This window comes from Arthrobacter sp. 754 (assembly GCF_040548695.1).
Lineage (GTDB): Bacteria > Actinomycetota > Actinomycetes > Actinomycetales > Micrococcaceae > Arthrobacter.
Genome location: NZ_JBEPSC010000002.1, coordinates 479,730 through 501,828, shown reverse-complemented (window position 1 = coordinate 501,828; position 22,099 = coordinate 479,730). Strand labels below are relative to the sequence as shown.

At 64.6% G+C, this 22,099-nt stretch carries 22 protein-coding genes; 5 read left to right on the top strand and 17 right to left on the bottom strand.

Annotation, left to right across the window (positions count from 1 at the left end; translation table 11 throughout):
• Window positions 1-25: 25 nt before the first annotated feature.
• From ABIA70_RS07805 to ABIA70_RS07740, 14 genes are all read right to left on the bottom strand, one after another.
• A complete protein-coding gene (locus tag ABIA70_RS07805) occupies window positions 26-1,180 on the bottom strand; it encodes an adenosine deaminase (protein WP_354147021.1) in 1,155 nt (384 codons plus the stop codon).
• A gap of 27 nt (window positions 1,181-1,207) precedes the next feature.
• Window positions 1,208-1,942 (bottom strand): DedA family protein, encoded by a 735-nt coding sequence (locus ABIA70_RS07800; protein ID WP_354147020.1) that lies wholly within the window; start codon window positions 1,940-1,942, stop codon window positions 1,208-1,210.
• Window positions 1,943-2,045: 103 nt separating this feature from the next.
• Window positions 2,046-2,675 (bottom strand): DedA family protein, encoded by a 630-nt coding sequence (locus tag ABIA70_RS07795; RefSeq protein WP_354147019.1) that lies wholly within the window; start codon window positions 2,673-2,675, stop codon window positions 2,046-2,048.
• Between the two features lie 4 nt (window positions 2,676-2,679).
• Window positions 2,680-3,990 carry a thymidine phosphorylase gene (locus tag ABIA70_RS07790; RefSeq protein ID WP_354147337.1) on the bottom strand — a complete coding sequence of 437 codons (1,311 nt, stop codon included), beginning with the start codon at window positions 3,988-3,990 and terminating at the stop codon, window positions 2,680-2,682.
• A complete protein-coding gene (locus tag ABIA70_RS07785) occupies window positions 3,990-4,394 on the bottom strand; it encodes a cytidine deaminase (protein ID WP_354147336.1) in 405 nt (134 codons plus the stop codon). Before ABIA70_RS07785 ends, ABIA70_RS07790 begins: the two co-directional genes overlap by 1 nt.
• Before the next feature lie 20 nt (window positions 4,395-4,414).
• Window positions 4,415-5,734 carry an ABC transporter permease gene (locus tag ABIA70_RS07780; protein WP_354147018.1) on the bottom strand — a complete coding sequence of 440 codons (1,320 nt, stop codon included), beginning with the start codon at window positions 5,732-5,734 and terminating at the stop codon, window positions 4,415-4,417.
• Window positions 5,731-7,101 carry an ABC transporter permease gene (locus ABIA70_RS07775; protein WP_354147017.1) on the bottom strand — a complete coding sequence of 457 codons (1,371 nt, stop codon included), beginning with the start codon at window positions 7,099-7,101 and terminating at the stop codon, window positions 5,731-5,733. The genes ABIA70_RS07780 and ABIA70_RS07775 overlap by 4 nt, the downstream gene beginning before the upstream one ends.
• On the bottom strand, window positions 7,094-8,683 hold the full coding sequence (locus ABIA70_RS07770) for an ABC transporter ATP-binding protein (protein WP_354147016.1): 1,590 nt from the start codon (window positions 8,681-8,683) through the stop codon (window positions 7,094-7,096). Before ABIA70_RS07770 ends, ABIA70_RS07775 begins: the two co-directional genes overlap by 8 nt.
• Before the next feature lie 176 nt (window positions 8,684-8,859).
• Window positions 8,860-9,969: a BMP family lipoprotein gene (locus ABIA70_RS07765; RefSeq protein ID WP_502917183.1), complete on the bottom strand. Its 1,110-nt coding sequence runs from the start codon at window positions 9,967-9,969 to the stop codon at window positions 8,860-8,862.
• Window positions 9,970-10,202: 233 nt separating this feature from the next.
• Entirely contained in the window at window positions 10,203-11,228 is a 1,026-nt protein-coding gene (locus ABIA70_RS07760; protein ID WP_354147015.1) for an NADP-dependent oxidoreductase, read from the bottom strand.
• Entirely contained in the window at window positions 11,225-11,656 is a 432-nt protein-coding gene (locus ABIA70_RS07755) for an organic hydroperoxide resistance protein (RefSeq protein WP_354147014.1), read from the bottom strand. The genes ABIA70_RS07760 and ABIA70_RS07755 overlap by 4 nt, the downstream gene beginning before the upstream one ends.
• 46 nt (window positions 11,657-11,702) lie before the next feature.
• On the bottom strand, window positions 11,703-12,137 hold the full coding sequence (locus ABIA70_RS07750; protein ID WP_354147013.1) for a MarR family winged helix-turn-helix transcriptional regulator: 435 nt from the start codon (window positions 12,135-12,137) through the stop codon (window positions 11,703-11,705).
• Between the two features lie 80 nt (window positions 12,138-12,217).
• Entirely contained in the window at window positions 12,218-13,432 is a 1,215-nt protein-coding gene (locus tag ABIA70_RS07745; RefSeq protein ID WP_354147012.1) for an amidohydrolase, read from the bottom strand.
• Window positions 13,433-13,532: 100 nt separating this feature from the next.
• Complete coding sequence (locus tag ABIA70_RS07740; RefSeq protein ID WP_354147011.1) at window positions 13,533-14,666, bottom strand: mannose-1-phosphate guanylyltransferase; 1,134 nt, start codon at window positions 14,664-14,666, stop codon at window positions 13,533-13,535.
• Between the two features lie 254 nt (window positions 14,667-14,920).
• Here ABIA70_RS07740 and sdhC point away from each other — a divergent pair, with 254 nt between their 5' ends.
• The 5 genes from sdhC to ABIA70_RS07715 all read left to right on the top strand — a co-directional run bounded on the left by sdhC (window position 14,921) and on the right by ABIA70_RS07715 (window position 19,346).
• A complete protein-coding gene (gene sdhC, locus ABIA70_RS07735) occupies window positions 14,921-15,301 on the top strand; it encodes a succinate dehydrogenase, cytochrome b556 subunit (protein ID WP_264356502.1) in 381 nt (126 codons plus the stop codon).
• A gap of 3 nt (window positions 15,302-15,304) precedes the next feature.
• On the top strand, window positions 15,305-15,781 hold the full coding sequence (locus ABIA70_RS07730) for a succinate dehydrogenase hydrophobic membrane anchor subunit (protein ID WP_354147010.1): 477 nt from the start codon (window positions 15,305-15,307) through the stop codon (window positions 15,779-15,781).
• Window positions 15,782-15,886: 105 nt separating this feature from the next.
• Complete coding sequence (gene sdhA, locus ABIA70_RS07725; protein ID WP_354147009.1) at window positions 15,887-17,689, top strand: succinate dehydrogenase flavoprotein subunit; 1,803 nt, start codon at window positions 15,887-15,889, stop codon at window positions 17,687-17,689.
• Window position 17,690: 1 nt separating this feature from the next.
• Window positions 17,691-18,473: a succinate dehydrogenase iron-sulfur subunit gene (locus ABIA70_RS07720; RefSeq protein WP_354147008.1), complete on the top strand. Its 783-nt coding sequence runs from the start codon at window positions 17,691-17,693 to the stop codon at window positions 18,471-18,473.
• A 102-nt stretch (window positions 18,474-18,575) separates the two neighbouring features.
• Window positions 18,576-19,346, top strand: a complete 771-nt coding sequence (locus ABIA70_RS07715) for an alpha/beta hydrolase family protein (RefSeq protein WP_354147007.1) — start codon at window positions 18,576-18,578, stop codon at window positions 19,344-19,346.
• Here ABIA70_RS07715 and ABIA70_RS07710 read toward each other — a convergent pair.
• From ABIA70_RS07710 to trpS, 3 genes are read right to left on the bottom strand one after another with little or no spacing between them, the layout of a single operon-like run.
• Window positions 19,303-20,397: a YihY/virulence factor BrkB family protein gene (locus ABIA70_RS07710; RefSeq protein ID WP_354147006.1), complete on the bottom strand. Its 1,095-nt coding sequence runs from the start codon at window positions 20,395-20,397 to the stop codon at window positions 19,303-19,305. The genes ABIA70_RS07715 and ABIA70_RS07710 overlap by 44 nt on opposite strands.
• A gap of 55 nt (window positions 20,398-20,452) precedes the next feature.
• A complete protein-coding gene (locus ABIA70_RS07705) occupies window positions 20,453-21,052 on the bottom strand; it encodes a 2'-5' RNA ligase family protein (protein ID WP_354147005.1) in 600 nt (199 codons plus the stop codon).
• A gap of 4 nt (window positions 21,053-21,056) precedes the next feature.
• On the bottom strand, window positions 21,057-22,097 hold the full coding sequence (gene trpS, locus ABIA70_RS07700; RefSeq protein ID WP_354147004.1) for a tryptophan--tRNA ligase: 1,041 nt from the start codon (window positions 22,095-22,097) through the stop codon (window positions 21,057-21,059).
• Window positions 22,098-22,099 lie beyond the last annotated feature (2 nt).

Genomic DNA, 22,099 nt, shown 5'->3' with positions numbered 1-22,099 from the left:
GACCAGCCGCTCCACGGGGGCCTGCTCAGCCAAGGTTGGCGTAGGTGTCGTTGATGTACTCCACCAGCGCTTCCTTTTCCTCGAGCGGCAGGAAGGATGCCTCGGCGGCGTTAAGGGTGAGCTCCAGGAGGTCGTCGAGGTCGTAGTCGAAGGTTTCCACCAGCAGCTCGAACTCGTCAGTGAGCGTCACGCCGCTCATCAGCCGGTTGTCCGTGTTGATGGTCACGTTGAAGCCGAGCTGGTAGAGCATGTCCAGCGGGTGGCTCTCGATGCCCTCGCCGAAGCCGGCGATCGCTCCGGTCTGGAGGTTGGAGGAAGGGCAGATTTCCAGGGCGATGCCGCGGTCCCGGATCCAGCTGGAGAGGTCGCCCAGGGTGACCAGGCCGATGCTGTCGTCCTCGCCTTCGGCGCTTTCCCCTCCGTCTTCGTCCTCGAACTCCACCATGATGTCTTCGGCGATGCGTACGCCGTGGCCAAGGCGGAGCGCCCGTCCGTCCACGAGTGCAGACTGGATGCTCTCGAGTCCGGCGGCCTCGCCGGCGTGGACGGTGGCGGGGAAGTTGTTCTGGGCCAGGTACGTGAAGGCGTCCTTGAACCGGGACGGCAGGAAGCCGTCTTCAGCCCCGGCGATGTCAAAGCCAACGGCGCCCCTGTTGCGGTGGCGGACGGCGAGCTCGGCGATCTCCTGGCCGCGGTCGGCGTGCCGCATGGCGGTGATCAGCTGGCCCACCTGGATTTCCCGGCCGGTCTCGGCAACAGCGTCAACGCCGGCCTCGAGGCCTTCCTGCACTGCCTCCACAGCTTCGTCCAGGGACAGACCCTTCTGGAGGTGCTGCTCCGGGGCCCAGCGTACTTCGCCGTACACCACGCCGTCGTCCGCGAGGTCCTCCACGAACTCCTTGGCCACTCGGAACAGGCCCTCTTTGGTCTGCATCACCGCGACCGTGTGGTCAAAGGTCTCCAGGTAGCGGACCAGCGAACCGGAGTCGGCCGATTCGCGGAACCACTGGCCCAGGGCAACCGGATCCGTGGACGGCAACGTGTGGCCAACAGCCTCTGCCAGTTCGATGATGGTGGCCGGACGGAGACCACCGTCCAGGTGGTCGTGAAGGGAAACCTTTGGCAGGCTCTTCAGGTCGAAATCGATGGCAGGGGCAGTGTCAACAATAGGCTCAGTCACCTTCCAACCTTAGGGTCGGCGGGCGGCTTATGCCAGCGGCTGGATTCCGGGCTGCTCGGCGTCGGCCGACGTTGCGGCGAGGAGTGCCTGATCATGCGGGGGAAGGGCGCCTTCGCGGCCGCCGTCGAGCCATTCGTCCACAACTTCGGCGTCGTTGCGGGCAAGGTGCTTGTGCCACCAGCGCAGGAGGTGGTCGATCAGGACGCCCAGGACGATGGCGAACACCACGGCGATCCCTGCGCTCAGGAGCGGGTTGTTGTGCAGCCACGGGAACGAGCTGGCCAGCACGCCGATGCCGATCGAATACCCCACCCAGGTGAGGCAGGCGAAGGCGTCCAGGAGGAAGAAGCGGCGGTGCGCGAAACCGGTGCTGCCCGCGACGTAGTTGACCGCCACACGGCCCCACGGAATGTAGCGTGCAGTGAAGATCAGGACGGCGCCGCGCTTTTCGAGTTCATACCTCGCCCAGCTGAAGGCCTTCTGGACCTTGGGCCGGCGCATCCACCGCCAGCGTTCCAGGCCGATCCTGCGGCCCAGCATAAAGGCCATGTTGTCGCCTGCAATGGCGCCAATCAGTGCCGTCAGTCCGAGGATCCAGAGGTTTGGTTCGCCGCTGTGGCGGGAGAAGGCTGCCAGCGCAACGATCAGGGTCTCGCTGGGGACCACCATGGCGAAGCCGTCAATGAAAAAGAACACCAGCAATACCGGGTAGATCCACCATTGGCCCGCCGCATGGAGCACGGCCTCATTAATAAACTCCACGCGGGTGTTGCTCCTAGACGAAATGATGCAGCCGGAAGTGATGTAAATCGCTATTTAGTGTCCCATGCCGCGGACGTGGTCCGCTACGGCAGGGGCCGCAAACCTAGGCTTCGGGGTCCCTGAGCCGCTCCACCACCGGGGGCTTCCCCTTCAGGCGGTTGATGACAAGATCCACGAGGATCCCTAGGCCAACGGCGCAGACAATGGCGATGGCTGCGCCGAGCAGGTGGTTGTCTTCAAACCATTGGCCGAAGAACAGTCCGATCCCCACGGAATAGCCTGCCCAGAGCGTGGCGGAGAGGACTGTCAGTCCAACGAACCGCAGGTGGTGGTAATGCGTTACTCCCGCGGTGAGATTGACCGCCACGCGGCCGATCGGAATGAAGCGCGCCACAAGGATCAGCGACGCCGGCCGTTTCCTCAGTTCGTGGCCTGCCCAGCGGAACCCGCTTTGCATGCGCGGGCCCCGCATCCAGTTCCAGCGCCGGGTCCCGGCTTTGCGCCCGATGAGGTAGGCAATGTTGTCGCCCGAGAAGGCTCCCAATCCCGCAACCAGCATGAGCAGCCAGGGATTGGGGACATCTGCGGTGGCAGCCACCGCAGCCAGGCCCACCACCACGGATTCGCTGGGTATGGGCGGGAAGAAGCCGTCAATCAGGCAGCAGGCCAGCACCAGGAGCAACACCCAGGGCTGCCCGGCGGCAGCGAGGATGAAGTCGTTGATGGCCTGCATTTACCTATGCTATGCGGTCGATGATCAGTTGCTGGGCCGGGCGTGAGCCTTCGGGCGCGATCACCACCGCGTGTTCCAGGGATTCCTTCGCACGGGCGAATTTCTCCGGGGTGTCCGTCAGCAGGGTCATCAGTGGTTCGCCGGCACGAACCACCGCGCCCGGCTTCGCGTGCAGGCGGACGCCGGCACCGGCCTGGACCGCGTCCTCCTTGCGGGCACGCCCGGCCCCAAGGCGCCAGGCTGCGACGCCGACAGCCAGGGCATCGAGCTCAACCAGGACGCCGTCGGCCGGGGCAAGGATGGTCTCGGACTCCTTGGCTACCGGCAGCTTGGCCCGCGGATCGCCGCCCTGCGCCTCGATCATCCGGTTCCACACGTCCATGGCCCGGCCGTCCTGCAGGGCGGCGCGGACGTCAGCGTCGTGGACGCCGGCGCACGCCAGCATCTCCTCCGCCAGGCGCACCGTCAGTTCGACGACGTCCTCCGGCCCGCCGCCTGCCAGGACCTCCACGGACTCCTCCACTTCGATGGCGTTGCCGGCCGTGAGGCCCAGCGGGGTGCTCATGTTGGTCAGCAGCGCCACGGTATTGACCCCGGCGTCCCTGCCGAGGGCCACCATGGTTTCGGCGAGTTCGCGTGCCCGGGCTTCGTCCTTCATGAACGCACCGCTGCCCACCTTGACGTCCAGGACCAGCGAACCGGTTCCCTCGGCGATCTTCTTGCTCATGATCGAGGAGGCGATCAGCGGGATGGCCTCCACGGTACCGGTGACATCCCGCAGTGCGTACAGCTTCTTGTCCGCCGGTGCCAGTCCCGCGCCCGCAGCGCAGATCACGGCACCCACGTCCTGCAGCTGCGCCAGAATCTCCTCATTGCTCAGCGCTGCCCGCCAGCCGGGGATCGATTCCAGCTTGTCCAAAGTGCCGCCGGTGTGCCCCAGGCCCCTGCCTGACAGCTGCGGAACCGCCACGCCGAACACCGCCACCAGGGGCGCCAGGGGCAGGGTGATCTTGTCCCCCACTCCCCCGGTGGAGTGTTTGTCGCTGGTGGCCTTCACGCCGCCGTCGGGCCGCCGGAGGCTTGAGAAGTCCATCCGCTCACCCGAGGCGATCATCGCCGCGGTCCAGCGCGAGATTTCGGCCCGGTCCATGCCGTTGAGCAGGATGGCCATGTTCAGGGCCGCCATCTGTTCGTCGGCGATCACGCCGCGGGTGTAGGCATCGATGGTCCAGTCGATCTGTTCCGGGCTGAGGACGCCCCGGTCCCGCTTGGTGCGGATGATGTCGACGGCGTCGAAGGCTTCAGTTCTTTGGATCACGTTCGGTCCTCCAGGTTCCGGGGACCAAATGCGTCGGGCAGCACCTGGTCCATTGTCTTGATGCCTTGGGTGGTCATGAGCTCCATTCCGGGCGCCCGGAATTCGTAGAGCAACTGGCGGCAGCGGCCACACGGCATCAGGACGTTCCCGCCGGCGTCAACGCAGTAGAAGGCCCGAAGCAGCCCTCCGCCGGTCATCCGCAGGTTGCCCACCAGCGCGCATTCGGCGCACAGGGTGAGGCCGTAACTCGCGTTCTCCACGTTGCAGCCGCTGACGATGCGTCCGCCGTCTGTGAGGGCCGCAGCACCCACCGGGAACTTCGAGTACGGCGCATACGCATTCCTCATCGCATCGACGGCGGCCTCTTCCAGGGCGCGCCAGTCCACGGTATTGGCGTCTATGCCGGAGTCATCCACCGCGGTCAGCCCTTCACGTAGGGGATACCGCTGGCCGCGGGCGGCCTTGACCGTCCCACCAGGCCCGCCACTGCCAGGACCGTCACCAGGTACGGCAGCATGGCCATGAACTGGCTTGGCACCGGTGTTCCGATGATGGTCACGATGCTCTGCAGGTTGTCGGCGAAGCCGAACAGCAGGGCTGCGAAGAAGGCGCCGATCGGGTTCCACCGGCCGAAGATCAGCGCGGCCAGGGCGATGAAGCCGCGGCCGCCGGAGATTTCCTTGGTGAAGCTGTCGATGGCCACAAGGGTGAAGAACGAGCCGCCAATGCCGGCAATGGCGCCGCCCAGGGTGACGTTCCAGAAGCGTGTGGCGTTGACCTTGATCCCCATCGTGTCGGCGGCCTGCGGGTGTTCGCCAACAGCCCTTACCCGGAGGCCCCATTTGGTTTTGAACAGCCCGACCCACACCACGAACACTGCGATGTACATCAGGTACCCCACCACGGACTGCCTGAACAGGATAGGGCCGATGATGGGAATGCTGGACAGGACCGGGATATCGATGATGGGCAGCCGGCCCGGTGAGTTGAACAGGTCCGTGTTGGCCTGCATGACCGTGCTGAACAGGAATCCGGTGACACCGGAGACCAGGACGTTCAGCACCACTCCAACGATGATCTGGTTGACCAGGTACTTGATGCTGAAAAGGGCCAGCACCATGGAGATGACGGCGCCGGCGACCGCTGCGGCCAGCAGTCCCATGAACGGGTTGCCGGTTACGCTGGCGACTATGGCGGCGGTGAACGCGCCCCCCAGGAGCTGGCCTTCAATGGCGATGTTGACCACGCCCACCCGTTCGCAGAGCACTCCGGAGAGTGACCCGAACACCAGCGGAACGGCAAGCGTCACGGAGCCGGCTATGAGGCCCGCGAGCGAGATATTGGGCGTACGGGCGCCGCCCACCACCCAGATCAGGAAGGCTGCAACGAACAGGACGATGAACGCGATGGGGACCCATCCGGGGGCCGCCCTGTCCTTGGTCTTGAGGTAGATGGCATACGCGGCCAGGCCCAGCAGGAGGACGGACAGGACAATCCCGCCCGGCAGTGCGGGCACCTGGAGGGCCGGGAGCTGGAAAAAGTCACCGCTCGTGGAGATGCCAAAACTCGTTGTCTCATTGGGCCCCATCACGCCAAAGAAGATGAAGGCGACGAGACCCAGGATGCCCAGCAGTACCGGCGTCTTCCAGGTCACGGGCTTGGCTGAGACGGCGAGGGACTCCCCGGCGGCCGGCGGGGTTTCCGGTTTACCCGGAAGGGGCGATATTGCTGTTGCGCTCATGCGGCACCTCCGGTGGTTGCTGCCTGCTGTGACTTTGCGGCCTTTGCAGGCTTCCTGCGCCTCGGGTTCAGCCCGAAGACGGCCCGGACCAGGGGTGGAGCTGCGATGAACAGGACGATCAGCGACTGGACCACCAGGACAATGTCGATGGGGGTGCCCGTCTGGATCTGCATCTGGACGGCGCCGGCGCGGAAGGCGCCGAACAGCAGCCCGGCAGCGAAAGTCCCCCACGGCGTCGAGCGCCCCAGCAGCGCCACGGTGATCGCGTCGAAGCCGTACGTAGCTGCCACGCCGTCAGTGAGGACCTTCTCCGTGCCTGCCACCTGGGCCACGCCGGACATGCCCGCGAGGGCACCGGCGATGGCCATCACCAGGATGGTGGAGCGTGGGACGTTGATGCCCGCCGTCTGGGCAGCCTTCGGGTTGGCCCCCACGGCGCGGAATTCGAAGCCAACCGTGGAGCGGTTCAGGAGCCACCAGACCAGGACCGTGGCGGCAATGGCAAGGATGAATCCCAGGTGCAGGCGGTACTGGGTGCCGAAGATCTGCGGGTAGACCGCGGACGGATCCAGAATGGGCGAGATGGGGTTGGACTCCCCCGGGCGCTGGAACGCCGGGGTGTTCAGCAGGTACCGGAGGTAGTACAGGGCGATGTAGTTGAACATGATGGTCAGAATGACCTCGTGTGCACCGGTGCGGGCTTTGAGCAGGCCCACCATCCCGCCCCAGATGGCACCGCCCACGATGCCCGCCACCAGGACCAGCAGCAGGTGCAGGCCGATGGGGAGGTGCAGTGCGAAGCCGACCCACGCCGCAAGGATACCGGCCATGATGATCTGGCCCTGGGCGCCGATATTGAAGAGGCCTGCCCGGAAAGCCAGTGCCACGCCGAGGCCCGCGGTGATCAGCGGAGTAGCGATGGTCAGCGTTTCCATCAGCGGAGCGAACTGCATGGCGAGGCCGGCACCGCGCGGATTGAAGACCGAACCCTGGAAGAGGGCGATGTAGGAGCGCGTGGCGGCGTTCCAGACAGCAGTGAGGAAATCTGTGGGGCGCGCAAACAGGTAGGAGGAAGTTGCCCCCACCCGCTCGTCGGTGCTGGCTATCAGCAGACCGCCGATGAGGAGCGCGAGGAGGACCGACAGGACAGAGACCATGCCGCTGCCGGTGAAAATACTGCGGGCCAGGGAGTCCGGTGCGCCGGGAAGCTTCCCGCTCTGGGCAGTGGCCGGCACGGCCGAGGGCCCGATGGCACCGCCTGCGGTGTCCACCGCCGCTACGGCTGCGGCCTCCTCGGCGGCGGGTTTGGGCTCACGGGGTTTTCGATGCTGTTCAGCACCGGGTTCCTGCGGCTGTTCGTCAGGCATGTTCGCCTCCTTCGGCGCTCGAGGGGGACGTTGACGCGGCGTTGAGAGTGGCGGGGGCGGGATTTGCCGAACTAGCCGTGTCATCGGGCAGAATGCCGGCCATCATGAGGCCAAGGACATTGCGGCCGGTGCCTGCGGGAACGATGCCCACCAGCTTTCCCTTGTAGAGGACGGCGATGCGGTCGGCGAGCTCGATGACCTCATCCAGTTCCGTGGAGACAATCATCACGGGGGTGCCGTGATCACGCTCGGCGACGATCCGCTTGTGCAGGAACTCGATGGAACCGACGTCCACGCCGCGGGTGGGCTGGGATGCAATAAACAGCCGCAGCGGACGTGAAAGTTCCCGCGCCATCACCAGTTTTTGCTGGTTGCCGCCGGACAGCGTGCCGGCGGCAAGATCGCCGGAAGGGGTCCGGACATCGAACTCGGCGATCCTCGTCCTGGCGTTTTCCAGCACCTTGGCCGGGCTCATGCCGATGCCCTTGGCGAACGGAGGCTGGTCGTAACGGTCCAGGATCAGGTTCTCCGCGATGGAGAACGTACCGATCAGGCCATCAACCGAGCGGTCTTCGGGAACGAAGCCGACGCCGGCATTCAGGATTTCCTTGACGCTGCGGCCCAGGAGTTCCTCGCCGTCGAGCAGGATGGAGCCATGGACCCGGTCCTGCAGGCCAAGAATTGCCTCGGTCAGCTCTGTCTGGCCGTTGCCCTGGACACCGGCAATCGCGAGGATCTCGCCCCGTGCGATGTCAAAGGAGATGCCGTCCACCACGTGCTGGCCGGTGGGCGCGATCACGGTGAGGTCCTTGACCTGGAAGGTCCGTTCCTGCGGCTTGGCCGGTGCCTTGTCCAGGGTGAGGCTGACGGCCCGGCCCACCATCATCGAGGCAAGTTCAGTGGTTGACGCGGCCGGACTGGCCGTACCCACCACCTTCCCGCGCCGGATCACGGTAATGGTGTCCGAGATGGCCTTGACCTCGCGCAGTTTGTGGGAGATGAACACGATTGAGGTTCCGTGGCTCTTGAGCTGGCGCATGATGTCCAGGAGTTCGTCGGTGTCCTGCGGGGTCAGCACCGCAGTGGGCTCGTCGAGGATGAGTACCTTGGCGTCGCGGACGAGGGCCTTGATGATTTCCACGCGCTGCTGCACACCCACCGGGAGGTCCTCCACCAGGGCGTCGGGGTCGACGTCGAAACCGTACCGGTCCGAGATTTCCTTGATCTTGCGGCGGGTGGTGTCCAGGTTCAGGAAGCCGCCGGCCTTGGTGGATTCGGCTCCAAGGGCCACGTTTTCGGCCACGGTGAATACGGGGACCAGCATGAAGTGCTGGTGCACCATGCCGATGCCTGCAGCCATGGCGTCACCCGGGCCACGGAAGGATACGGCCTTGCCATCGATGAGGATCTCGCCCTCGGTGGGTTCGTAGAGCCCATACAGCACGTTCATGAGGGTGGACTTGCCGGCCCCGTTCTCGCCCAGCAGACAGTGGATTTGTCCGGGTTCAACCACCACGTCGATGTGATCGTTGGCGAGCAGGGAGCCGAAGCGTTTAGTGATCCCTCTGAGTTCAAGTTTCAAAAACTCTGACCATTCTCGAAGCGTCCGTAGACCGACCGGACGGGATATGTGGCTGCAGCACCAGCTTAGTGCTGGCAGTCCTGGGCGAAGCGGAGCCCCTGAAGGAGGTTATCCAACGAAAAGCGCCACCACCCGGCCAGTCAGTGACCAACCGGGGGTGGCGCTGCTCGTGGTGTCTAGGCCTTCGGGCTGGCTGCCGATTCGACCTTCAGCTTGCCGTCGATGATGTCCTTCTTGATCTGGTCCAGCTCGGACTTCAGGTCAGCCGCGACCTGGGCATCGAAGCTGTGGAACGGTGCCAGCTGCACCCCCCCGTTCGCCAGGGTTCCGACGTAGGGCGTGTTGGTGAACTTGCCTTCCGTGTCTTCCTTCACGACGGTCTCAACGGCATCGCCCATCTGCTTCATGACGGAGGAGAGCATGAGGTCCTTGTAGTCCGGGGCGGTGAGGAAGCCGTCGGAGTCAACCCAGATGAGCTTGACGTCCTTGCCTGCCGCCTTGGCTTCCTTCAGGGCCGCGCCTGCACCCTTGCCGACCGGACCGGCGACGGGCATCACGATGTCAGCACCTTGGTCCAGGAAGTTCTGGGTGAACTGCTTGCCCTTGTCCTGCTTTTCGAAGTCGCCGGTGAAGGAGCCGTCCTGCTTGGCTTTGTCCCAGCCAAGGACCTTGACGTTCTTGCCCTTCTTCTCGTTGTAGTACTTCACGCCGTCGGCGTAGCCGTCCATGAAGATGGTGACGGTGGGGATCTTGATTCCGCCGAAGGTCGCGACGGTGCCGGTCTTGGTGGAGCCCGCGGCGAGGTAACCGGCCAGGAAGGCAGCCTGGGCGGTGTCGTAGATAATCGGCTTGACGTTGCTGATGGGTTGGGCGTAGCCAAAGTCAATAATCGCAAAGTGGCTGGCCGGGTTGGCGGTGGCCTGGGCCTTGGTGGCGTCGCCGAGCAGGAAGCCGACCGTGATGGTCAGGTCGCAGCCGGCAGTGACCATGGCGCGCAGGTTCGGCTCAAAGTCATTGTTGGTCTTGGACTCCACCTGGTTGACCTTGATGCCCAGGTCCTTCTCAGTCTTCTTCACGCCGTCGTAGGACGACTGGTTGAACGACTGGTCGTCGAATCCGCCGGAGTCCGAAACGATGCAGCCGGTGTAGTCCAGGGCTGTCTTGCTGGCCGTGCTGCCGGCCTCGGGGGCCGCGCCGCAGCCGGTCAACACGAGTGCCGCGGCACCCACGGTGGCCACGCCGGCCATTGAACCGCGACGGAACGAGGCACGCAGGGGTTTCTTCAAAATTTCCTCCAGGGAGAGAGTGGCGCTACGACCCGAATTCAATGAGTGTCCGTTTCTACACTGAAATTCTGTTTTCACTGAAGGCTTCGCAGCACTGCGCCGGAGCGCACTGATGCAAGTCACTTTAGTGGGCTGCGCCACGTCCTGTACCACGCATGGGCGCTGAACGCAGACATCGTTGAGAACTTGTTACCAACGGGTAGGCAACGTTGCTGAACGCTGCCAAGAGCAGCCTAGAGGCGGACCAGCATCTTGCCGGTGTTGGCCCCGTCGAGCAGATCCATGAACGCCTGCGGGGCGTTGACCAGGCCATCCACCACGGTCTCGTCGTAACGGACTGAACCGTCCGCCAGCCAAGCGGACATCTTCTCGAAGAATTCTGCGCGGTGCTGGCGCTGCCCGCCCACCAGGAAGCCGCGGAGCGTGAGCTGCTTGCCGATGGCGAGCATGAGGTTCCGCGGAGCCGGGGAGGGTTCTGTGGCGTTGTACTGCGCGATGGCGCCGCACATGGCCACGCGGCCGCCCACGTTGAGCTCGGCGAGGGCCGCTTCAAGGTGGTCGCCGCCGACGTTGTCGAAGTAGACGTCTATCCCCTTGCCCTGCGCCGCGGCCTTGAGCTGTTCGCGGACCGGGGCGTCGCGGTAGTTGAAAGCGGCGTCAAAGCCGAGTTCCAGCAGCCGCGCCACTTTTTCCGGCGTTCCGGCGCTGCCGATGACGCGGGAGGCGCCCATGGCTTTTGCGATCTGTCCGACGAGTGAGCCAACGGCGCCCGCGGCACCGGAGACAAACACGGCGTCACCGGGCTTGAACTCCGCAACCTTGAGCAGGCCTGCGTACGCCGTCAGGCCGGTCATGCCCAACGCTCCCAGGAAGGCCGACGCCGGCGCGAGGTCTGTGCGGGCAACCGACGTCGCGTCGGCGTCCAGGACGGCGTATTCACGCCAACCCAACTGATGGACGACGACGTCCCCCACCTTCCGCCCATCGGCCCGGGACGTGATGACCTCACCCACGGCGCCGCCGTCGAGCGCTTCCTCCAGCGCAAACGGCGCCGAGTACGATTTGACGTCGTTCATGCGTCCGCGCATGTAGGGGTCCACCGAGATGAAGAGGTTACGGACCAGGACCTGGCCGTCCTGAAGTTCCGGCAGCGGCGACTCGGCCAGACGGAAGTTCTCCGGGAGAGGCCGCCCGTGGGGACGTGATGCCAGCCGGATCTCCTGGGAGGTACGTGGAAGGGCTGCGGTGTTGGTGCTCATGCTGCGAACTCCAGGATCTTGATGTCGACGGTCATGTTTCCGCGGGTGGCGTTGGAGTAGGGGCAGATCTGGTGCGCCTTGGCCACCAGTGCAACAGCCGTGGCAAGGTCGAGGGCCGGCACGGCAATCTCCAGTTCCGCGGCCAGGCCGTAGCCCGCGCCTTCGTCCAGGGCACCGAAGTGGATTTTGGCTGCCACGGCTGAGTCGGTGAGGTCGGCGCGCTCCTTGCGTCCCACGAGGCGGAGGGCCGAGTGGAAGCACGCCGCAAAGCCGGCGGCAAAGAGCTGCTCGGGGTTGGCGCCCTTGCCGTCCCCGCCCAGTTCCACGGGGCTGGCGAGTGTGACATCCAGCTTTCCGTCGTTGGTGCGTGCGTTCCCGTCGCGGCCTTCGCCGGACGCCAGGGCCTCGGCTGTGTACAAAGTCTTCATGAATGGTCCGTCCTGTTGGAGCTCGATACTGGAAATCTGTATGTGATCAGCGCGTTCGATGGAGGGCTTCGGTGAGCCGTTCCAAAGTGGTGCGGAGTTGCTCAAGCTCGTCGGCCGAGAGTCCGGCGGCGTCCGCCAGGTGCTGGGGAATTCCGCTGGCCTTGCTGCTGAGCGCGCGGCCGGCCGTTGTCAGGTGGGCGGCAACGCGGCGCTCGTCCTCGCCGGACCGGCGCCGCTCCACCAGGCCCATCGCCTCAAGCCGCTTGAGCAGCGGGGACAGCGTGCCCGAATCCAGGCCCAGCTCCTCTCCCAGCTCTTTGACCCCCTTTGGCTCCGCTTCCCACAGCACCAGCATCACCAGGTACTGCGGGTAGGTCAGGCCGAGATCTTCCAGCACTGGCCGGTAGACCGCCGTCGCGGCACGGGAGGCGGAGTACAGGGCAAAGCACACCTGATGATCGAGTCGGGGGGCGTCAGTCACGCCTGTAACGTTAGTGCACAATTCAGTTGTGCACAACTTACCGGCGCGCGATAGCCAGATGGCGGTCAGCCGGGTGGTGGTTAGAGCCCTGGACTTTCGAGGTCACGGATGGTGCGGAGGGCCGCGGCTGTCAGGACCTGGATGCCCAGGCCGAGAGCGCGTTCGTCCACGATGTAGTCACCGCGGTGCAGATCGTATTCTTCGCCGCCGGGGGTCTTGGTGCCCAGGCGCATCATGGCGCCGGGCAGCTCAGCCAGGAACCAGGCGAAGTCCTCACCGCCCATGGACTGCGGGGTCAGCGTCACTGCGCTCTCACCGATTTCGGCGCGGGCCGCTGCCTCAATGAGCGCCGTTTCGTGCTCGGAGTTCACTACGGGCGGGACTCCCCTGGTGTGCTCGAGGTGCACATTCACGCCGTAGGGCGCGGCCACCTGGTTCACTACCTCGTCCAGGAGTTCACCGGCATCATGCCAGGCATCGCGGTCAAGGCAGCGCATGGTGCCGGCCATGAAACCCGTCCCGGGGATGGCATTGGGGGCTGATCCGGCATTGATCTGGCCCCACACCACGGATACTCCGCTGCGGACGTCCACGCGGCGGGAAAGGACGGCGGGGACGTTGACGGCGATCTGAGCCAGGACGAAGACGAGGTCCTCGGTCAGGTGCGGGCGGGAAGTGTGGCCGCCGCGGCCGCTCAGTTCGATCTTGATGGTGTCTGAAGCGGACGTGATGGCACCGATGCGGGTACCGATTTTTCCGACGTCGATCCTGGGGTCGCAGTGCAGCGCGAAAATGCGCGGCACACCGTCCAGGACGCCCTGTTCGATGCAGGAGAGGGCGCCGCCGGGCATGGTCTCCTCGGCCGGCTGGAAGATAATGCGTACGGTCCCGCCAAGCGGGGACTCCTCGTGCATGCTCTGCAGCACCAGTGCAACACCGAGCATCGTGGCCGTGTGGACGTCGTGGCCACAGGCATGCGTCACGCCATGGTTCTTGGAGGAAAACGGAAGCCCGGTTTCCTCGATGATGGGAAGTGCGTCGATATCGCCGCGGAGCGCCGTGGCGATGGGGCCCTCGCCGATGTCCACGGTGAGGCCGGTGCCTTCGAGCCGGCGCGGCGCCAGGCCAGCGGCCTCGAGGCGCTCCACCAGCTTGTCAGTGGTGCGGATTTCCTTGAAGGAAAGCTCGGGGTGCGCATGGAGATCCCGGCGGAAAGTGATCAGTTCCGGGAGGAGCGGCTCCAGCCATGGCCTCACTAATGTGGTGGGCTCGGCTTCAGTAGTGTAATTTCGCACTCATTTACTCTAGCGAGAGTCCGCGGAATAGCGTCATCACCGCCGGCTCGTTACAGATTGTGCCGCGCGCAGCCCGCAGGAACTGCGGAACGCGGGCAGGCTACAGAACGTCGGTGTCGCCGCTTGCCTTGAGCGCGTCAACCGCACCCTTGACCCGCTGGGCGTGCTGCTTGGTGGTCACCAGAAGAGCATCCCCGGTGTCCACGATGACCACGTCCTTGATGCCGATCAGGGCAATAACGCGCTTCGTGTCCGAAACTACAACGCCGCTGGCGTTTTCAGTGAAGACCCGCGCGCCCTCGCCGATGACCGTGACGTCATCGACTTCGCGTGCACTGTTCAGCCGGCCTACGGAGGCGAAGTCCCCGACGTCGTCCCAACGGAAGGTGCCCGGCACAACCGCGACATCGCCTGCGGCAGCCGCGGGCTCTGCCACGGCGTAGTCGATGGCGATCTTGGGTAGCGTGGGCCAGACCCTCGCTGTCACTTCATCGCGCGAGGGAGTGTCCCAGGCTTCGGCAATTTCCTGCAGGCCCTTGAACAGCTCCGGCTGGTTGGCCTCAAGGTGCTTGAGCATCAGCGCCACGGGAGCCACGAACATGCCCGCGTTCCAGACATATTCGCCACTGTCCACGTACTGCTGGGCTACTTCTTCATCAGGCTTCTCCACGAATTCCACCACTGCCTGGGCGGTGGGTGCGCCTTCGATGTTGAGCCCCCGGCCGGCACGGATGTAGCCAAAGCCGGTGGAGGGGTGCGTGGGCTTGATGCCGATCGTCACGATCTTGCCGGCAGCTGCCGTGTGGATGGCCTGGCGGACCGCGTCCTGGAAGAGGTTGTCGGGGCTGATGACCTGGTCCGCGGCAAAGGAACCCATGATGGTGTCCGGGTCGCGCTGGTGCAGGATGGCAGCTGCCAGGCCGATCGCGGCGCCGGAATCCTTGGGCTCGCTCTCCAGGATGAGGTCCGATTCCTGGACCTCGGGCAGCTGGCGGCAGACCGCAGCGCGGTGGGCCGTGCCGGTCACTACCAGGACACGCCTGCCGGCAAGGGGCTCGAGGCGGTCGTAGGTGGCGCGCAGCAAAGTGCTGCCCGAGCCGGTCAGATCGTGAAGGAACTTGGGAGCTGCGGCTCGTGACAGCGGCCAGAGGCGGGTCCCCACTCCGCCTGCCGGAATCACCGCAATAAAGCGGCTAAGGGCTGAATCCGGGCTTGTCATTTTGTCTGTACTCATCACCGCTACTTTAGCTGACCGGCAGTGAAGTCCTCTTTCGTGAAGGTCCGGCCCGCATTAACCGGCCGCGAAATTGTGTCCTTCGTCTCAATCGGCGGCAAAACGGGGCATTGCGGGTCACCAAGGAGTTCCTAAATTGAATAAGCTATGAGCGAAGCCTAGATTTAGGCTCTGAGCTACGAGTGCTCTCGCAGCAGGCGTTCCCCCCGCGTGGATCTCATGCCAGCGCCGCTGTGTTGCAGGGAGGTTTATCAGTGCCGACAAAACCAGCTGGCACCTTGTACCGCGGCCGTGAAGGCATGTGGTCCTGGGTAGGACACCGAATTACCGGTGTAGTGATCTTTTTCTTCTTGTTGGTCCACGTGCTGGATACCTCATTGGTGCGTGTGTCCCCTGAGGCCTACACCGCCGTGATCGGGGCGTACAAGAACCCGCTGATGGCCCTGGGTGAGACGGGCCTTGTGGCCGCGATTGTTTTCCACGCCTTCAACGGCCTCCGGATCATCGCCGTCGATTTTTGGAAGAAGGGCGCCAAGTACCAGCGCCAGATGCTGTGGACCGTCCTGGTCCTCTGGGTGGTCGTTATGGTCGGCTTCTCCATCCGCCATCTTTCCCTTGCGCTCGGAGGTCACTAAGCCATGACTGCAACAATCGAGAACCCGCGCAGCGGGAAGCCCGGCAGCGGGAAGATTGCGCCCCAGTACCGCCGCACCGGCGCGAGCAAGGGCAACTTCGAAATGCTGGCGTGGCTGTTCATGCGCCTCTCCGGCGTGGTCCTGGTGGTGCTGATCTTCGGCCACCTCTTCGTGAACCTCCTGGTGGGCGAAGGCATCCACGCCATCGACTTCGGTTTTGTCGCCGGCAAGTGGGCTGACCCGTTCTGGCAGGTCTGGGACCTGGCCATGCTGTGGCTGGCCATGCTGCACGGCACCAACGGCGTGCGCACCATCATCAACGACTACGCCGAGAAGGATTCCACCCGTCTCTGGCTTAAGATCGTCCTCTACGCGGCCACCACCGTGATCATCGTCCTTGGCACCCTGGTGATCTTCACCTTCAACCCGTGCCCCATGGTTGACGGTGTTCCGCTGCCCGGCGGCTTCTGCCCCGCGTAGCCCCCACGCGTCTGTTGCCCGCGGTGGGCCGCGGGCTGTGTTTTGCGGTGCAGGCAACGCCCGCCCGTTGTTTTATTGCGAATTTTGAGAGAAAGAGCGCCAAGTATGCAGGTCCATAAGTACGACGTCGTCATCGTCGGTGCCGGTGGCGCTGGCATGCGCGCCGCGATCGAGTCCGGTCAGCGCGCACGAACAGCAGTACTGACCAAGCTCTACCCCACCCGCTCGCACACCGGTGCGGCGCAGGGTGGCATGTGTGCGGCCCTTGCCAATGTCGAGGAAGACAACTGGGAATGGCACACGTTCGACACCATCAAGGGCGGCGACTACCTGGTTGACCAGGATGCCGCCGAGGTCATGGCCAAGGAAGCCATCGACGCCGTACTGGACCTCGAGAAGATGGGCCTGCCGTTCAACCGCACGCCCGAGGGCCGGATCGACCAGCGCCGCTTCGGCGGGCACACCCGCGACCACGGCAAGGCACCTGTCCGCCGCGCCTGCTATGCAGCGGACCGCACCGGCCACATGATCCTGCAGACCCTCTACCAGAACTGCGTCAAGCACAACGTTGAGTTCTACAACGAGTACTACGTCCTGGACCTTTTGACCGTTGAAGAGGACGCCGTGCGCGAGGACGGAACGCCCTACAAGCAGAAGCGCGTGGCCGGTGTGGTCTCCTACGACCTCGCCTCAGGTGAGCTGCACGTCTTCCAGGCCAAGTCCGTCGTGTTCGCCTCCGGCGGCGCGGGCAAGGTCTTCAAGACCACGTCCAACGCCCACACCCTCACCGGTGACGGCATGGGCATCGCGTTCCGCCGCGGCATCCCCCTGGAGGACATGGAGTTCTTCCAGTTCCACCCGACAGGCCTTGCCGGCCTGGGCATCCTGCTTTCCGAAGCAGCCCGTGGTGAAGGTGCCATCCTGCGTAACTCAGAGGGTGAACGCTTCATGGAGCGGTACGCCCCCACCATCAAGGACCTTGCACCGCGTGACATCGTGGCCCGTTCCATGGCCAACGAGGTCCGGGAAGGCCGCGGCTGCGGCCCGAACAAGGACTACGTCCTCCTGGACCTGACGCACCTGGAGCCGGCACACATCGATGCCAAGCTTCCGGACATCACCGAGTTCGCCCGCACCTACCTTGGCGTGGAGCCCTACACCGAGCCGGTCCCCGTCTTCCCGACGGCGCACTACGCCATGGGCGGCATCCCCACGAACATCACCACCGAGGTCCTGCAGGACAACGACACCATCGTCCCGGGCCTCTACGCCGCCGGCGAGGTTGCCTGCGTGTCCGTGCACGGCTCAAACCGCCTGGGCACCAACTCGCTGCTGGACATTAACGTGTTCGGCAAGCGTGCCGGTATCGCGGCAGCGGAATACGCCAAGACCGCTGACTTCGTGGAACTCCCCGAGGACCCCGAGGCGTACACGATCGAGCTGCTGAACATTGCCCGCAACGGCACCGGCACCGAGAAAGTGGCCCTGATCCGCAAGGAACTCCAGGACACGATGGACGCCAACATGCAGGTGTTCCGTACCGCTGACACGTTGAACCAGGTTCTCCGGGACATCGAGTCCTTCGAGGCCCGGTACAAGAACATCACCGTCCAGGACAAGGGCAAGCGCTTCAACCTTGATCTGCTAGAAGCCGTTGAGCTTGGGTTCCTGCTGGAGCTGGCCAAGGTCATGACCGTGGCGGCCCTGCACCGTGAGGAGTCCCGTGGCGGTCACTTCCGCGAGGACTTCCCGGACCGCAACGACGAAAAATTCATGAAGCACTCCATGGCGTACAAGGATGACCACGCTCCGGCTGCCGGCGGCTCTGCAGAGGCAATCGCCGGCATCCGCCTGGCCACCAAACCGGTTGTCTTTACCCGCTACGAGCCGATGGTGAGGAAGTACTAAGATGTCAGCCGAGCTTGCTGAACCAGCATCCAAGATCGAACTGCCCGCACATGTAGGTGGCGGGGGCGAGATCCCGACGTTTGACGTCACCCTCCGCGTGCGCCGCTACAACCCCGAGGTGTCCGAGGACGCCACCTGGGACGACTTCAAGGTCACCATGTACGGCACCGACCGCGTGCTGGACGCCCTGCACAAGGTCAAGTGGGAAATGGACGGCAGCGTCTCCTTCCGCCGTTCATGCGCCCACGGCGTCTGCGGTTCCGATGCCATGCGCATCAACGGCCGCAACCGCCTTGCCTGCAAGACCCTCCTGAAGGATCTGGACACGTCCAAGCCCATCACTGTTGAACCCATCAAGGGCTTGCCGGTGGAGAAGGACCTGATTGTGGACATGGAGCCTTTCTTCCAGTCGTTCCGCGAGGTCATGCCGTTCCTGATCAACAAGGGCCACGAGCCCACCAAGGAACGCCTGCAGTCCGCGGAGGACCGTGAGCGCTTCGACGACACCACCAAGTGCATCCTGTGTGCCGCGTGTACGTCGTCCTGCCCGGTATTCTGGACCGACGGCCAGTACTTCGGCCCGGCCGCTATCGTCAATGCGCACCGCTTCATCTTCGATTCCCGTGATGATGCCGGCGACATGCGCCTTGAAATCCTCAACGACAAAGAAGGCGTGTGGCGCTGCCGCACCACCTTCAACTGCACAGAAGCATGCCCCCGCGGCATCCAGGTCACGCAGGCGATCGCCGAGGTCAAGCAGGCCATCCTCGCCCGCAAGATCTAGTTTTACCCGAGCCTGAGCAACGCGGGGTCACTCCGCGCCCAATAAACCTTGGTTTTTGGGCCGGAAGTGACCCCGCGTTGCTGTATCTGAAAGGTGGACGCGATGTCCCGTTCCGAAAAGGTCAGCTTCGAAGGTTCCACCGGCGAACTCCTCTCCGGCATTATCGATCTGCCGGAAGGCCCAGTCCGGGGCTGGGGTGTCTTCTCCCACGGGTTCACGCTGGGCAAGGACAGCCCGTCGGCGTCGCGGATGTGCAAGGCACTGGCTGACACCGGGATCGGCATGCTCCGCTTCGACAACCTGGGCCTGGGCGAGTCCGCCGGCGAGTGGGCTTCCGGGTCGTTCAGCCATAAGGTGGCGGACACCGTCAAGGCCGCCGAATTCATGCGCGGCCAGGGCAAGGCCATCTCGCTGCTGGTGGGGCACTCCTTCGGCGGGGCCGCAGTGCTTTCGGCTGCCCGCCAGATTCCGGAGCTCGACGCCGTCGCAACAGTGGGTGCCCCGTTCTCACCGAAGCATGTGGCCCACGTCTTTGACGCAGCCCTGGATAAGATCCTGAGCGAAGGCAGCGCGGAGGTGGACCTTGGCGGCAAGCGCGTGGAGATCCGGAAGCACTTTGTGGAGGACCTGGAGAATGCCGACCTCACCGACTGCATCCGGCAGCTGCACAAGCCGCTGATGGTCATGCACTCCCCCACGGACAACACCGTGGGCATCGAGAACGCCAGCACCATCTTCCAGACGGCCCGGCACCCCCGCAACTTCGTATCCCTCGAAGGGAGCGATCACCTGTTGACCGGCAAGGGCCAGGCCGCGCGCGCGGCCCGGATTATTTCTGCCTGGGCCGAGCAATACCTCGACGCCGGGCAGTAGTCACCGGCGTAACCGCAGCCGGACTGCCAACAGAGGTCACGGGGGCGCCCGCCGAACCGGCGGGCGGGTCCACCGGGACCTTCCCGGGCTGGACCTGGCGGGCGCCCAGCCGCGCATTGTCGTGGGCAGGTGCGCTCCTGAGGTCTTCTTCGCGGATGGCGGACCAGGCGGCCGCGACCAGGTAGACCTGGCTGACGAGGTTGAACCAGATGAGAAGGCCGATGATGATGGCGAACGGAGCCAGGATGGGGTTCCGCCCCGCCCCGGCAAGCAGTTCGGCGCTGAAGACCTGCAGGGCGGCCGTCCCCACCCCGGCCAGGATGGTGCCTTCCAGAAGGGCACGCCGGGACAGCTTGAGGCCTGCGGCCAGGCGGAACATGATGACGGCGGTAACCCAGTTGAGCGTCAGGGGCACACCGACCTTGATCAGGGTGGTCAGCGGCCCGGCCACGGCCTCGTCCAGCTGAAGGAAATCGGCGACCCAGCCGGCAGCGGTGCCAAAAATAAGGGATGCTCCGGCGCTGATCACCAGGGCGGTGCCCAGGAGCAGGAGTGTCCCGGCGTCGCGCAGTTTGATGAGAATCGGGTTGATCTTCAGGGGCGGAAGCTGCATCACGCCACGGATACCGTTGCGCAGCCCGTCTATCCAGCCCAGCGACGTGATGACGGTGACCACGGCGGCAATGACGGCGGTCCACCCCAGGCCGTCAGGGTTCAGCAGGTCCTTGGGGTCCACCAGGCCATCGCTGCCGCCGACCTTGAGGAGTCCGGGTGCGCTCTGGGCCACGCTGCCGATGATGGTATCCAGAAGGGCAGGCTGGCCCCGCAGGACCAGCCCGGCAATGGAGAAGCCCGTGGCAAGCAGGCCGGTGATGGAAAAGAACATCCGGAACCCGATGCCTGCACTCATCAGCGGGCCGTGCTGGAGGTTGTAGTGCTGCCAGGCGCGCATCGGCCGGAACGCATTGAGCCGTGCCAGGAGCCAGGCGAACATCGCCAGCAGGCTTGCCACCGGGCCGCCGTCGGACCTTCTGGCCTTGCCCCAGGCCATCCGCTTCTGGATGACGGCAAGCTTCAGGCGTGCCTGTTCCGTGGGGAGCGGGGACTCAGCCGGCGTTGGCGTCTGCGTCCTCGACTGTTTCGGTGCCCCTGGGGCCTTCGTAATCGTCAGTTTCGGTCCCAAAGTCCAGCTCTTCCCGTAGCTGCCAGATACCATCGGCATCGTGCTCGTAAAGTCCCATGCTAACCACAGGGAATGTGGCCCTGTAGTCCTTCAGTACCGTTTCGGCTTCGTCGAGGCTTTCGGGGGAAACATCGTGGGCAATGGTCACGTGGGGGTGGTAGGAAAACGGGAGATCGCGTTCGAGCGGACCGGTCTGGAGCTTTTCGTGCAGGTCAACGCATTCGCCGAAGCCGTCCTCCACATTGATGAAGACCACCGGCGAGACTGGCCGGAAGGAACCGGTCCCGGCCACGGTGACCATGAAGGGTGCCTGCCGCCGGGCCACGCTGCGGACGTGCTCTCGGGTTGCCTCCCAGTCGTGGGTGGGCGTGGTGGTCACCAGCGTGATGTGTGCAGGCACAATACCCGCCATGGGGTCCCCGAAAGAGGCCCGCCACCGCTGGAGTTCTTCCGCGATGGCAGGGGGGAACCCCAGAATGACGCCTACGCTCATTCCCTCGCTGGCTTTGCTCGCGGCCGGCATTGCGCTAGCGGACTCCCGCCATGCTCAGGGAGGGCAGGAAGCCCATCCGGTCATAGACCTTCCCAAGGGTGACCGCGGCGATTTCCCGTGCACGCTCCGCACCCTGGGCCAGCAGCCGGTCCAGTTCGGCCGGGTCCGCCATCAGCTCGTTGGTGCGGTTCCGCAGAGGCGTGATGAAGTCAACCATCACCTCGGCGAGGTCCACCTTCAGGTGGCCGTACATCTTGCCCGTGTATTCGGCTTCAAGCTCAGCGACGGATTTGCCGGTCAGCGACGAGTAGATGGTCAGAAGGTTCGAAACACCAGGCTTCTCCTCCGGATCGAACCGGATTTCGGTGCCGGCGTCCGTCACGGCCGATTTGATGCGCTTGGCCGCGATCTTGGGATCCTCCAGCAGTTGGATGGAGCCGCTGGCCGATTCCCCGGTTTTGGACATCTTGGCGCCGGGGTTCTGAAGATCGTAGATCTTGGCGCTTTCCTTGAGGATGGTGGCCTCGGGCACCGTGAACGTCTCGCCGAACCGGGTGTTGAACCGCTGTGCGAGGTTCCGGGTCAGCTCAAGGTGCTGGCGCTGGTCCTCGCCAACCGGAACCAGGTCGGTCTGGTACAGCAGGATGTCCGCAGCCATCAGGGTGGGATAGGCAAAGAGTCCGAGGGTGGCGGCATCCGTACCGGACTTCTGGCTCTTGTCCTTGAACTGCGTCATCCGGGAGGCCTCGCCGAAGCCGGTGATGCAGTTCAGCGCCCACGCCAGCTGGGCATGTTCGGGCACGTGCGACTGGACGAAGAAGATGCTTTTGTCCGGGTCAATGCCCGCAGCGATGTACTGGGCCGCCACCACGCGGGTCCGCTTGGTCAGCTCCGCCGGATCGAAGTCCACGGTAATGGCGTGGAGATCGGGGATGAAGAACACGGCGTCATAGGCGGACTGCATGTCCACCCAGTTGCGGACAGCACCGATGTAGTTGCCCAGGTGGAGGGAGTCTGCTGTGGGCTTGGCACCGGAAAGGATGCGCTTGCGGCCGGGTGAGGTTGTGCTGGTCATTC

Coding starts and splice junctions, on each gene's coding strand:
- ABIA70_RS07795 (WP_354147019.1), bottom strand. CDS start 2,675: ATGCAGGCCATCAACGACTTCATCCTCGCTGCCGCCGGGCAGCCCTGG.
- ABIA70_RS07780 (WP_354147018.1), bottom strand. CDS start 5,734: ATGAGCGCAACAGCAATATCGCCCCTTCCGGGTAAACCGGAAACCCCG.
- ABIA70_RS07775 (WP_354147017.1), bottom strand. CDS start 7,101: ATGCCTGACGAACAGCCGCAGGAACCCGGTGCTGAACAGCATCGAAAA.
- ABIA70_RS07760 (WP_354147015.1), bottom strand. CDS start 11,228: ATGAGCACCAACACCGCAGCCCTTCCACGTACCTCCCAGGAGATCCGG.
- ABIA70_RS07755 (WP_354147014.1), bottom strand. CDS start 11,656: ATGAAGACTTTGTACACAGCCGAGGCCCTGGCGTCCGGCGAAGGCCGC.
- ABIA70_RS07740 (WP_354147011.1), bottom strand. CDS start 14,666: ATGAGTACAGACAAAATGACAAGCCCGGATTCAGCCCTTAGCCGCTTT.
- ABIA70_RS07730 (WP_354147010.1), top strand. CDS start 15,305: ATGACTGCAACAATCGAGAACCCGCGCAGCGGGAAGCCCGGCAGCGGG.
- sdhA (WP_354147009.1), top strand. CDS start 15,887: ATGCAGGTCCATAAGTACGACGTCGTCATCGTCGGTGCCGGTGGCGCT.
- ABIA70_RS07720 (WP_354147008.1), top strand. CDS start 17,691: ATGTCAGCCGAGCTTGCTGAACCAGCATCCAAGATCGAACTGCCCGCA.
- ABIA70_RS07715 (WP_354147007.1), top strand. CDS start 18,576: ATGTCCCGTTCCGAAAAGGTCAGCTTCGAAGGTTCCACCGGCGAACTC.
- ABIA70_RS07710 (WP_354147006.1), bottom strand. CDS start 20,397: ATGGCCTGGGGCAAGGCCAGAAGGTCCGACGGCGGCCCGGTGGCAAGC.
- ABIA70_RS07705 (WP_354147005.1), bottom strand. CDS start 21,052: ATGCCGGCCGCGAGCAAAGCCAGCGAGGGAATGAGCGTAGGCGTCATT.
- trpS (WP_354147004.1), bottom strand. CDS start 22,097: ATGACCAGCACAACCTCACCCGGCCGCAAGCGCATCCTTTCCGGTGCC.